Genomic DNA, 11,155 nt, shown 5'->3' with positions numbered 1-11,155 from the left:
TGCTGGTGGTCACCCTGGCCGACGGCCAGGCCCAGGTCCTGCTGCGGTTCTTTCACTTCGGGGCCAACCAGCAGCGCCGCCTGAGCCCCGGCACGTGCATCCGCGCCTTCGGCGAGCCCCGCGGCATGCCCGGCGCACTGGAGTGCGTGCACCCGGAGATCCAGACCGTGGGCGATAGCCCGCCGGCGATGGAGTCGCACCTGACCCCGATCTACCCGACCACCGAGGGTGTGTCGCAAAAGCTGCTGCGCCAGCTGGTCGCGCACGCCCTCCCGGGGATGCAGGCCCTGCCCGACCTGCTTCCGGAACTGCCCCGGCAGGGCCTGCCTGGCCTGCATAGCGCCCTCGAGCAGCTCCATCACCCACCGGCGCAGGCCGACGCACTGGCCGCCCTGGACACCCCGGAGAACCGCAGCCCGGCGCGCACACGGCTGGCCCTGGAAGAGCTCTGCGCCCACCAACTCGCGCGCATGCAGCAGAGCCGGATGCCCGCGGACACACGCAGCGCCCCGGTCATCCAGCCCCCGGGGGCGCTGTGGCAACAACTGCGCGGGCAGCTCCCCTTCGAACCCACCGGCGCACAGGAGCGTGTTACCGAAGAGATCCTGGCCGACCTCGCGCGCCCGCAGCCGATGAATCGTCTGGTCCAGGGCGATGTCGGCTCCGGCAAGACCCTGGTCGCGGTCGCAGCCGCGCTGGCGGCGGTAGAGGCCGGCTATCAGGTGGCGTTCATGGCCCCGACCGAACTACTCGCCCGCCAGCACGGGCGCAATCTTGCCCAGTGGATGGAACCACTGGGCGTCGCGATCGCCTGGCTGGGCGGGCGCCAGACGGCCAGCGAGCGCGGCCAACTGCTCGCGGAACTGGCCAGCGGGCAGCGCCAGGTCGCGATCGGGACCCACGCCCTGTTCCAGGAGGAGGTGCGGTTTCATCATCTGGGGCTCGCAATCATCGACGAGCAGCACCGCTTCGGCGTGCACCAGCGCATGGCCCTGCGCGACAAGGGCAACGGCCGGATGCCGCATCAGCTGATCATGACCGCCACCCCGATCCCGCGCACCCTGGCCATGGCCCTGTACGCGGAACTGGCCAGTTCGGTCATCGACGAACGCCCGCCCGGGCGCACCCCGGTACGCACCGCGCTGATCAGCCACGAGCGCCGTGACGAGGTCATCGAACGCATCCGCGCCGCCTGCGGCTCCGGCACCCAGGCCTACTGGGTCTGCCCGCTGGTGGAGGAATCGGAACAACTGGAGGCGGAATCGGCCGAGGCCACCGCCGAACGCCTGCGCGAGGCGTTGCCGGAGCTGACCATCGGACTGGCCCACGGACGCATGAAGGGACCCGAGCGCGATGCGGTGATGGAGCACTTCCGCGCGGGCGCGATCGACCTGCTGGTGGCGACCACCGTGATCGAGGTCGGCGTCGACGTCCCCAACGCCAGCCTGATGATCATCGAGAATGCCGAACGCATGGGGCTGTCGCAGCTGCACCAGCTGCGCGGCCGGGTCGGGCGCGGCAGCGCCGCCTCGGCCTGCGTGCTGCTCTACCGTCCGCCACTGGGCGATACCGCACGCGAGCGCCTCGAGGCGATGCGCCGCACCGACGACGGCTTCGAGATTGCGGAGGTGGATCTCAAGCTGCGCGGTCCGGGCGAACTGCTGGGCACGCGCCAGACTGGCGATCGCAGCTTCCGCGTCGCCGACTGGTCACGCGACCAGGACCTGCTCGACGAGGCCACCACCCTTGCCGCACGCATCGAGAAGGACCCGGCGCGCGCCGCCGCCCTGATCGAACGCTGGCTGGGCACCGCCACCCGCTACGCGACCGTGGGATAGCTCAAGAACGAAGGGCGAATCCACCACGAAGCGCACGAGGAAGGTCAAAAGCTTCCACCACAGAGTTGGCGCCCCGTCCGGGGACGACGCGCTATCGCGCACGAAACAGCGGGTGTTGACGACCTCCATCGGGCCTTTTGAGGCGTATCAGAAAGGCCACGATCGTTTTGCAGCGGGCAGGGTGAGGATGAGCGCAGCGAATCGCATCGGCCTCACGGAATGATCCGGGCCCCGATGCGTTTCGCTGCGCTCAACACATCCTACCCTCTTCGTGTCTTCCTTCGGGTCTTCGTACGCTTCGTGGCTAAGACCATCAGGGTCTTAGCAGCGGGCCCTCGACGGCGTCGCGGGCCTCGCGGCCGGCGAGCTGTTCGATCAGGGTCAGGGCGAAGTCCATCGCGGCACCCGGGCCACGGCCGGTGATCAGGCGCCCGTCGATCTCCACCGGGGCGCCGGTGGACGGGATTCCCGCCTCGTCCAGCGCGCCGGTGAAGGCCGTCACGGTGCGGCCCTCCAGCAGCCCGGCCTCGGCCAGCGCCTTGGGCCCAGCGCAGATCGCGGCCAAGTGGCCATCGCGTTCGGCCTGCGCCCGCAGCAAACCCTGCACCCGGGCGTCGTCGCGCAGGTGATTGGCGCCGGGCAGGCCACCCGGCAGGACGATCAGGTCAAAGGACTGATCCAGCACCTGATCAACCGTGGTATCCGGCTGGATGACGGTGCCCCGCGAACAGGTCACCGGCCCGGGCTCCAGCCCGGCCACGGTGACCTCGAATTGCGCCCGGCGCAGCAGGTCGATGATCGTGACCGCCTCCAGTTCCTCGGCCCCGGCGGCCAGGGGCACCAGTACGTTCGGCATCAATCCTCCCTGTCCGCCGCGCTCAGCGGCGGTTGTAGAAGTTCAGGCCCTTCAGGAGATTCAGCGCCTCGTTCATACCGTAATCGCGCTCGGCCAACGTCTCGCCATTGTCTTCATCCGCATCCACAGATTCCGGCAGACCGTCACGGCCCATGCGGGCGCCGCCATTTTCGCTGTCGGAGCGCTGCACCACGAGCTGCTGCAGGCGGATGTCCGGGTCAATCCCGTCCTCGTTGATGGCACGGCCATCAGGCGTGAAGTAACGCGCGGTGGTCAGCTTGATCCCGGTGTTCTGGGTCAGCGGCAGGATGGTCTGCACGGAGCCCTTGCCGAAGGTGTTCTGACCCATCACCACGGCCCGCCGGTGGTCCTGCAGCGCACCCGCCACGATCTCGGAGGCGGAGGCAGAACCGCGATTGACGAGGACGACCATCGGCGCGCCCTTGAGAACATCCCCCGGCGAGGCCTGGTAGCGGAACTGCGAATCCTCCAGCCGACCTTCGGTGTAGACGATCAGGCCTTCTTCGAGGAAGGCGTCCGAGACGCCCACAGCGCCCGTCAGGATGCCGCCGGGGTTGTTGCGCAGATCCAGCACGAGCCCCTGCAGCTCGCCCTGTTCCTGCAGGTCTTCGATCGCCCGCACCAGGTCGCGTGCCGTGCGCTGCTGGAAATTGCTGATACGTACGTAGCCGAAGCCGTCCTCCAGGATCTCGGAGCGCACGCTCTGCACCTGGATCACGTCGCGGGTGATGGTGATTTCTTTCGGGCGGTCCTCGCCATCACGCAGGATGGTCAAGGTGATGTCCGAGCCTTTCTCGCCGCGCATCTTGGCGACCGCGTCGGACAGGGACATACCCTTCACCGATTCGCCATCCAGGCGAATGATCAGGTCACCGGCCTCGACCCCGGCACGGCTGGCCGGGGTGTCATCGATCGGCGCGATGACCTTGACGAAGCCGTCTTCCATGCCAACCTCGATGCCCAGACCGCCAAACTCGCCGGAGGTCCCGACCTGCATGTCCTCGAAGTCCTGTTCGTCCAGATAGGCCGAATGCTGGTCAAGGCCGGACAGCATCCCCTGGATCGCATTGTCCAGGAGATCCTTGTCTTCGACCTCGGTGACGTAATTGCGCTTGATGCGCATGTATACGTCAGTGAAGCGCTGCAGATCTTCTACTGGCAAAGCGGATTGCGCGCCATTGTCGCGGTCGGCGTAGACGGCCACCGAAACACTCAGCATGACCCCGACAACCAGTCCGACGATCAGGGAGTATCCGGTGCGACAAGACTTGCTCATTACCTTTCCTCGTTCACTTGAGGTGATTCGTGTGAAGATGGTAGCACCCGCAATGTGACGGCTGCCTGAATGCACGCCACCGATCGGCCTTTTGCCGGGGCATGGGCGCATTCCATCTTTTTCCCTCTACTGAGAGGGCCACCAGCTTTCGGGGTTCAATGGCCCGCCGTTGTGACGGATCTCGAAGTAAAGCCCGGGCGCGATCGCCTCGCTGCCCTCGCCCGCCACGGCCAGTTGCTCGCCGGCGCCCACGGTCTCGCCTTCCGCCACCAGGATCTCCTCTACATTGGAGTAGAGCGTCAGGTAGCGCTCCCCATGATCAACGATCACCAGGAAGCCGTAACCCTGCATCCAGTCGGCGTAGACCACCCGGCCGAAGTGCACCGCGCGTACCGCAGTGCCGTTATCGACCTCCAGCACGGCGCCGCGCCAGCGTGAACGCAGGCGGCTACCACGGGACTCGTTGAAACTGCGAATCACTCGGCCTTCGGCCGGACGCGGGAGTTCGCCCTCCAATTCCACGAAGCCGACGTCCGGCCGTTCGGGGGTGGCCTCGCGGGGTGCCGCGGCACGCGCCGCGCTGCGTGCCTCGACCTCCTCGATCACCGCCTCCAGGGTCTCGGCATTGCGCGCCAGGCGCTCCAGTTCCAGCGACTCGTCCTCGATCACCGCCTCCAGCTCCGCCATCGCCTGGCGCTGGTGCGCCTCCTCGCGTTCCAGATCCGCGACCGCCGCGCGGGCCTGCTCTTCCCGTTCTGCCAGCACCGCCCGCTCCCGCGCGAGGTTCTCGCGCGCCGTCTCCAGCGCCTCGATGCGGTCGCGCAACACGACCAGGGCCTGCTCGCGCGCCTCGCGGATGCGCGCGGCAAACGCGGCCTGATGGCGGTGCTCCGCGGCCTGACCGTCGCTGCGTCCGGGATGGCGTTCGCCCTGCCACTGATCGCGCACCAGGCGGGCCGCGGCGCGGCGTTCTGCCTCCAGCCGCTCCCGGGCCTCGTCCACACGGTCCTCCTGGTCGGCGACCACCACCTCCTGACGCGAACGCGCCCGCGCCAGCTCGCGCAGCTCCTGGCGCGAGGCCTCGGTCCCGCGAGCAGCCTCCGCGAGCAGCCCTTCCAGCTGCTGCAGGGCCGCGTAACGCTCTTCCTGGCTGCGCTCCAGGTCCTGGATGGCCTCGCGCGTCTCGCGCAGCTCCGCCTCCGGCTCCAGCGCCAGGGCGCTGACCGGCAACAGAAGACAGAGCAACACACCGCACCACAAAAGGGCGCGTGAACCGCTTGGATGACTCAAGATTGCGCAAATTCGCATATCGGGGTACGTTTAGGTTCTTATATTCTTACCCAGTTGCGAGGGCCTTCCCTCGCGAGCAAGAGAGGCATGCCGTGAGCAACGAAACGGTTGAAGACGAAATGTACGTCGAAGACGGTTTGATGTCCCAGGACGAAGACATCGAGCGGGCCTCGCGCTCGCTCAAGGCCATGTCCCACCCGCTGCGTCTGAAGATCCTCTGCATTCTCGGCGATCGCGAAATCAGCGTACAGGAAATCGTCGATCAGGTCGGGACGTCGCAGAGCAACATCTCGCAGCATCTCGGCATCCTGCGCGACAAGGGCATCCTTGCCACGCGCAAGGACGCCAACCGGGTCTACTACCGGGTGGGGGACTCCCGGACCCTGCGCCTGATCGGTATGATGCAGGACGTTTTCTGCAGTTCCTGACACCCACCCCTCCGATCCGGTCTCCCGAATGCTTGAACGCCTGCCCGAATTTCTCGCCAACCACCCCATCCTGACCGGCGCCCTGCTGGCGGTGATCGGGATGATCCTGTTCGTCGAACTGCGACGCCTGAACCGCAAGTATCGCTCGCTCTCCCCGGTCGAGGCGGTGCGCGTGATCAACCAGGACGACGCCCTGGTGCTGGATGTGCGCGAGGACAACGAAGTCGCCTCCGGGCGCATCGGCGGCGCCAAGCATATCCCGCTCGGCAGCCTGAAAAAGCGCATGGGCGACATCGAGAAATACAAGGACAAGCCGGTGGTGGTGTACTGCCGCAGCGGCAACCGCTCCGCCAGCGCCGCGCAGCAACTGACCGCGGCCGGGTTCGAGGACGTAGTCAACCTGCAGGGCGGCATCCAGGCCTGGCAATCGGCCAACATGCCCATCAAGAAGAAGTAATGCAGTTCGAGGTCTACTCCAGCGGGCGCTGTCCATTCTGCCTGCTCGCGCGGCGCCTGCTCAACCAGCGTGGCTACCCGTTCGCGGAGTATGCCGTCGACCGCGAACCCGGTCTGCGCGCGGAGATGGAACAGCGCGCCGCCGGCCGCAGCTCGGTCCCGCAGATCTTTCTCGGCGATACGCACATCGGCGGCTTCGACGAACTGCAGGCGATGGACAGTAACGGCGAATTGGCGCGCCTGGCCAGCGAGGCCGGCCTCGAAGCCCCGACCGACAACGCCTCCGGATAACATGCGCCGCCGCCGGCAACGGGCGGCAAACGGGATCGCCCAGGCCACCCCGAAAAACACCGCTCACCCCCCTTACAATGCCCCGATTCCAGACGACTGCGAGACAACATCATGGCTGAAGAGAAGAATTCCCCGAAGAGCGGCAACGGCTCGGCCCAGGCCGAACAGAGTGACCGGCCCGACTTCTCCATCCAGAAGGTCTTCATCAAGGACCTGTCCTTCGAGGCGCCGGAATCCCCCGAGGTATTCATGCGCGAGTGGAAGGGCGAGACCAACATCCAGCTGAACACCAACGCACGTCCGATCGACGAGGCCGCCGGCGCCTTCGAGGTGGAACTGGGCCTGACCGTGACCACCGAATCCGACGGCAAGACCGCCTATCTGGTGGAGATCAAGCAGGCCGGCGTGTTTATCCTGCGCAACTTTGCCGAGGATCAGCGCAACCACCTGCTGGGTGCCTACTGCCCCAACGTGCTGTTCCCGTTCGCCCGCGAAACGGTGGCCGACCTGGTACTGAAGGGCGGCTTCCCGCAACTCCTGCTACAGCCGGTCAACTTCGAGTCGCTGTATGCCCAGCACCTGCAGGAACAGAAGCAACAGGCCAGCGGGGAACAGGCCGAGCCCACGCAACAGGCCTGACGCGAGGCGCAACCGATGCGTATCGCGGTCCTCGGAGGCGGCTGCTGGGGCACGGCGCTGGCGGTGCATGCGGCCCGCCTGCATGCCGACGTCGCCCTGTGGGTGCGCAACGACGCCACGGCCCGGCAACTGGAACGCGAGCGCGAGAACGCCCGCTACCTTCCCGGTCTGCGCCTCCCGGACAACCTGCGCGTCAGCGCCGACCCGGCGACCATCGAGGGCCGCGACCTGGTCCTGATCGCAGTCCCCTCCGGCGCCTTCCGCGAAACCCTGCGCTGGATCGCCCCGCGCCTTGCGCGCGACCAGGTGGTCGCCTGGGCCACCAAGGGCCTGGAGACGGCAACCGGGGCCTGGCTGCACGAGATTGCCGAACAGGAACTGGGGCCCGAGCGCCCGCCCGCTCTGATCTCCGGCCCCTCCTTCGCCGCCGAGGTGGCGCAGGAGCAGCCGACCGCGCTGTCCGTGGCCTCCAGCGACGAGGGCCACATGGACTGCCTGGTTGCGGCCCTGCACGGGCGCTCGCTGCGCCTGTACCGCAATACGGACGTGATCGGCGTGGAACTGGGCGGCGCGCTGAAGAACGTGCTCGCGGTGGCCACCGGTATTGCCGACGGCGCCGGGTTCGGGGCCAATGCGCGCGCCGCACTGATGACCCGCGGGCTGGCCGAGATCCAGCGCTTCGGCGCGGCGGTCGGCGCCCGTCCGACCACCCTCACCGGCCTCTCCGGACTGGGGGACATGATCCTCACCTGCACCGACAACCAGTCGCGCAACCGGCGTCTGGGCCGGATGCTGGGCGAAGGCCTGGATCTCGACACCGCCCGCGCGCGGGTGGGACAGTCGGTGGAGGGCGTAGAGACCGCCCGGGTCGCTGTGGCGCGAGCGAAGGCACTGGAAGTGGACATGCCGATCTGCGCAGAGGTGCACGCGGTGCTCTACCAGGGCCGCCCGGTGCACGACACTGTGCGCCGGCTGCTGGAACGCGACGCCACCCGCGAAGAGGACTGAACCCGCGTCCGCAAAAGCCCCGCGCGACACCCGCACAATCGCCCGTACGCTCCGGTCGGACTACCGTGGCCCTCACACGCGAACGCAACGGAGAACCGCATGAGCAAGGCCTGGAAGGAGCTGGACCTGGAAGGTGGCGGCCTGCAGGCGGTCAACGCCCGCCTCGCTCGCGAGATGCGCACCCGCCCTGCGGCCTACGCTGCGTGGATCCTGTTCCCGCTGGGGCTGCATCGCTTCTACCTGCGCGAGCCGCTGGGCGGCGCCGGCTTCCTGGCACTCAGTGCGGCCACCCTGGCGCTCGCCGGATTTGGCCCCGCCGCCTGGTGGTTGCTACCGCTGATTATTGGCGTGTCATGGGCGCTGGTGGACCTGTGGTGGATCGACCGTCGGGTGACCGACTACAACAAGGAGCTACGCAAGCAGCTCTTCCTGCGCAAGGGCCAAGAGCCACCGCAGGACTACCGTGGCCGCTACACCAGCGACGAAGACGCCCGCCGCGAACTGGACGAGTACCAGCAGCTCAAGGAAGCCGAAAAGCCCGGGCAATCAGGCCTGGCCGGTCGCAACGACCCGGCCCGCGACGCCGGCGGCAAGCGCCGCATGCCGAGCTTCAACGAGCAGGAAGCCATGCTGCGCCAGATGCGCAAGGACAAAAACAAAGGCGACGGGAACAACTGACCGCCGCCTTCACAAGATCGCCGAGGTTGCGCCGCCCCCGGTTGCGGCCACGCCCGACGGCATGGCCCGTGGCGCTCAGTTCTCGCCGGGGCGCCACACGCCACTGGCCTCCTGTGGCGGCGGGGCGGTCTGCTTGCGGCTCTCGACGTCCACGAACACCGACTCGGTAAATTCGGAGAGCTGCTTGAGGTACTCCTTGCGCTCGTTCACCGACTCCGGCATCTGCGCGACCATGAACCCGGTAATCGCACTCAGGTACTGCACGGCCACAATGGGCTGCTGCGCCTTCGGGTCCACCTCGGTCAACAGATCCTGGACCTTCTGAATCAACTCGCCGGACAACTGCAGGGTATCGCTCATGGGGTTCCTCTCGCGGTTCGTGAAATCGTTGCGCACAGGCTACGGCAAGCCCCGCCACCCCGAAAGTGAACGCAAGATGCGCGGGCCTTTCCCTCCCTGGTGTGTTCAACACGAAGCGCGCGAAGGCTCGAAGAAGGTAAGTTCAAGAGCGATTTGAACCACAGAGGGCACGGAGAAAATCAGGGTTGAAGGGCAAGGCGAATCGAACGGCGCCTTCGCCAGCCAGGCGTTACCGCGTTCCTTTCTTTTCTCTGTGCCTTCTGTGGTTCAAAGGCTTTTGACCCTCTTCGTGTGCTTCGTGGTGGAAAACTGGGACCGTCAGGAGCGACGAGGGTCGTCGTCTTCGTCACGAGCCTCGGGGGCGTCGTCGTCCATGTCAAAGTCCTCGTGGACGCGATCCGGCGGAATTGTCCACGGCTCGCTGGGTGCGACCGTATGCTCGCCCGGGCGTGGGGCATAGCGCTCGTCTTCCAGGGCACGCATCAGGCCCACCACCATCATCAGCATCACCAGCGAGAACGGCAGCGCGGCCAGGATGACTGCGTTCTGCAGGACCTCCAGCCCGCCGGCCAGCAGTAGCACGCCGGTCACCAGCCCGATCATCGCGCCCCACAGGATCAGGTGGATCGCCCGGTGTTCGGTGGAGCCATGGGCCAGAAGGGTGTTGATGACCACGATGCCGGCATTGGCCGAGGTCAGCAGGTAGGTCGCGATCAGTACCGTAATCAGGACGGCCCCGCTCTTCGCGATCAACCAGGGTTCCAGGGTCTCCATGGTGGCGAAGGTTGCCATGGTCAGGTCTTCCGCCACCTGATCGGCAATGTTTGCGATGCCCTCGACCTCGGCGTGCAGGGCCGTACCGCCCAGCAGTGCGAGCCAGAAGAAGGTGATCAGGGTCGGCACCAACAGCACCCCCGTGACGAATTCGCGCAGGGTACGCCCGCGCGATATGCGCGCGATGAACAGCCCGACGAACGGCGCCCAGGCCAGCCACCAGCCCCAGTAGAAGACCGTCCAGTCGGAGTGCCACCCGTCCAGGTGGTGGGCATGGGTGTACAACGACAAACCCAGCAGGTTCTGCATGTAGCTGCCGCTGGACTGCACCACCAAGGCCAGCAAGTACTGGGTCGGCCCCCATACCAGCAGTAGCCCAAGCAGAGCGACACTAAGCCACAGGTTGGCCTGGCTGACCCGCTGCACCCCGGCCTGCATCCCGGCCACCACCGACACGATCGCAGTCACCGTCAGCAGCGCCGTCAGCAGCAGGAGACCGCGATCCCCTTCCAGCGAGAGGCCCACGGTATGCGCCAACCCGGCCTCCAGCTGCTGGATACCCAGCCCCAGGGTCGTTGCGATCCCGAAGACCGTGGCCACGATGGCGAGCAGATCCACCAGATCGCCCGGCCAGGTATGGCTGTACTTGCCGATCAGCGGGTGCAGGGCCGAGCGCAGCGCCAGCGGCTGACCCTTGCGGAAGCTGAAATAGGCCAGGATCAGTGCCAGCAGCGCGAACACACCCCAGGCATTCAGCCCCCAGTGGAAATACGTCAGCACCATCGACATGTCCGCGGCGGCCGCCTGGTCGCCATTCTCGGCCAGAAACGGGTTGCCGCCGAAATGCGACAGCGGCTCGGCCACCGCCCAGAACAGCAGCCCCACGCCCATGCCGGCGGCGAACAGCATCGACAGCCACGACAGCGTGGTGAACTCGGGCACTTCGTCGTCACGTCCCAGGCGCACATCCTTGTAGCGCCCCACCCCGAGCCAGATCACCATGACCAGGAAGAAGGCCATGATCACCACGTAATACCATTCCAGCAGCGGCGTCACGAAGGCCCGCGCATCCCCCACCACCGCGCCCAGCTGCTCGGTTCGATAAACCCCCAGCAGGGCGATGATCACCACGAGGATCAGCGCCAGCGGCGCAACACGCGGGTTCAGCCCCTTGAACGGGCCGCGGGTGGCAACGTTGTACATCTCGCGTCCTTTCGCTTGCGCGATGGATGTATTTCAG

The 11,155-nt window shown here is 66.8% G+C and carries 12 protein-coding genes; 7 read left to right on the top strand and 5 right to left on the bottom strand.

The features are described 5' to 3' along the window. Nucleotides 1-1,838: ATP-dependent DNA helicase RecG (gene recG / locus B0684_RS10760; protein ID WP_233123436.1), on the top strand; the 1,838-nt coding region annotated here is incomplete at its 5' end. A 313-nt stretch (nt 1,839-2,151) separates the two neighbouring features. On the opposite strand, the gene B0684_RS10755 is transcribed toward recG, so the two are convergent. From B0684_RS10755 to B0684_RS10745, 3 genes are all read right to left on the bottom strand, one after another. Continuing rightward, a complete protein-coding gene (locus tag B0684_RS10755; protein ID WP_018175801.1) occupies nt 2,152-2,694 on the bottom strand; it encodes a DJ-1 family glyoxalase III in 543 nt (180 codons plus the stop codon). A gap of 22 nt (nt 2,695-2,716) precedes the next feature. Beyond that, nucleotides 2,717-3,991 carry a S41 family peptidase gene (locus B0684_RS10750; protein ID WP_018168096.1) on the bottom strand — a complete coding sequence of 425 codons (1,275 nt, stop codon included), beginning with the start codon at nt 3,989-3,991 and terminating at the stop codon, nt 2,717-2,719. A 126-nt stretch (nt 3,992-4,117) separates the two neighbouring features. Beyond that, nucleotides 4,118-5,299, bottom strand: coding sequence for a murein hydrolase activator EnvC family protein (locus tag B0684_RS10745; RefSeq protein ID WP_043689761.1), 1,182 nt, complete (start codon nt 5,297-5,299; stop codon nt 4,118-4,120). 74 nt (nt 5,300-5,373) lie between these two features. Between B0684_RS10745 and B0684_RS10740 the strand changes: the two genes are divergently transcribed. The 6 genes from B0684_RS10740 to B0684_RS10715 all read left to right on the top strand — a co-directional run bounded on the left by B0684_RS10740 (nt 5,374) and on the right by B0684_RS10715 (nt 8,781). Then, nucleotides 5,374-5,709 carry an ArsR/SmtB family transcription factor gene (locus B0684_RS10740; protein WP_026182005.1) on the top strand — a complete coding sequence of 112 codons (336 nt, stop codon included), beginning with the start codon at nt 5,374-5,376 and terminating at the stop codon, nt 5,707-5,709. A 28-nt stretch (nt 5,710-5,737) separates the two neighbouring features. Continuing rightward, complete coding sequence (locus tag B0684_RS10735; protein ID WP_018144124.1) at nt 5,738-6,166, top strand: rhodanese-like domain-containing protein; 429 nt, start codon at nt 5,738-5,740, stop codon at nt 6,164-6,166. Next, entirely contained in the window at nt 6,166-6,456 is a 291-nt protein-coding gene (gene grxC / locus B0684_RS10730; protein ID WP_018168094.1) for a glutaredoxin 3, read from the top strand. Before B0684_RS10735 ends, grxC begins: the two co-directional genes overlap by 1 nt. Nucleotides 6,457-6,567: 111 nt before the next feature. Next, entirely contained in the window at nt 6,568-7,095 is a 528-nt protein-coding gene (gene secB, locus B0684_RS10725; RefSeq protein ID WP_018175803.1) for a protein-export chaperone SecB, read from the top strand. Nucleotides 7,096-7,110: 15 nt separating this feature from the next. Beyond that, a complete protein-coding gene (locus B0684_RS10720; RefSeq protein ID WP_018175804.1) occupies nt 7,111-8,103 on the top strand; it encodes an NAD(P)H-dependent glycerol-3-phosphate dehydrogenase in 993 nt (330 codons plus the stop codon). A gap of 99 nt (nt 8,104-8,202) precedes the next feature. Then, nucleotides 8,203-8,781: a hypothetical protein gene (locus B0684_RS10715; protein WP_018175805.1), complete on the top strand. Its 579-nt coding sequence runs from the start codon at nt 8,203-8,205 to the stop codon at nt 8,779-8,781. 75 nt (nt 8,782-8,856) lie between these two features. On the opposite strand, the gene B0684_RS10710 is transcribed toward B0684_RS10715, so the two are convergent. Further along, nucleotides 8,857-9,141, bottom strand: coding sequence for a hypothetical protein (locus B0684_RS10710; RefSeq protein WP_018144129.1), 285 nt, complete (start codon nt 9,139-9,141; stop codon nt 8,857-8,859). Between the two features lie 318 nt (nt 9,142-9,459). After that, nucleotides 9,460-11,118 (bottom strand): BCCT family transporter, encoded by a 1,659-nt coding sequence (locus B0684_RS10705; RefSeq protein ID WP_018175806.1) that lies wholly within the window; start codon nt 11,116-11,118, stop codon nt 9,460-9,462. Nucleotides 11,119-11,155 lie beyond the last annotated feature (37 nt).

This window comes from Thioalkalivibrio versutus (assembly GCF_001999325.1).
GTDB classification, from domain to species: domain Bacteria; phylum Pseudomonadota; class Gammaproteobacteria; order Ectothiorhodospirales; family Ectothiorhodospiraceae; genus Thioalkalivibrio; species Thioalkalivibrio versutus.
This window is presented reverse-complemented; position numbering and strand designations above follow the sequence as displayed.

Bases quoted from the DNA above. Each gene is read 5' to 3' on its own strand.
- B0684_RS10755 (WP_018175801.1), bottom strand. From the start codon at position 2,694: ATGCCGAACGTACTGGTGCCCCTGGCCGCCGGGGCCGAGGAACTGGAG.
- B0684_RS10750 (WP_018168096.1), bottom strand. From the start codon at position 3,991: ATGAGCAAGTCTTGTCGCACCGGATACTCCCTGATCGTCGGACTGGTT.
- B0684_RS10745 (WP_043689761.1), bottom strand. From the start codon at position 5,299: ATGCGAATTTGCGCAATCTTGAGTCATCCAAGCGGTTCACGCGCCCTT.
- B0684_RS10735 (WP_018144124.1), top strand. From the start codon at position 5,738: ATGCTTGAACGCCTGCCCGAATTTCTCGCCAACCACCCCATCCTGACC.
- grxC (WP_018168094.1), top strand. From the start codon at position 6,166: ATGCAGTTCGAGGTCTACTCCAGCGGGCGCTGTCCATTCTGCCTGCTC.
- secB (WP_018175803.1), top strand. From the start codon at position 6,568: ATGGCTGAAGAGAAGAATTCCCCGAAGAGCGGCAACGGCTCGGCCCAG.
- B0684_RS10720 (WP_018175804.1), top strand. From the start codon at position 7,111: ATGCGTATCGCGGTCCTCGGAGGCGGCTGCTGGGGCACGGCGCTGGCG.
- B0684_RS10715 (WP_018175805.1), top strand. From the start codon at position 8,203: ATGAGCAAGGCCTGGAAGGAGCTGGACCTGGAAGGTGGCGGCCTGCAG.
- B0684_RS10710 (WP_018144129.1), bottom strand. From the start codon at position 9,141: ATGAGCGATACCCTGCAGTTGTCCGGCGAGTTGATTCAGAAGGTCCAG.
- B0684_RS10705 (WP_018175806.1), bottom strand. From the start codon at position 11,118: ATGTACAACGTTGCCACCCGCGGCCCGTTCAAGGGGCTGAACCCGCGT.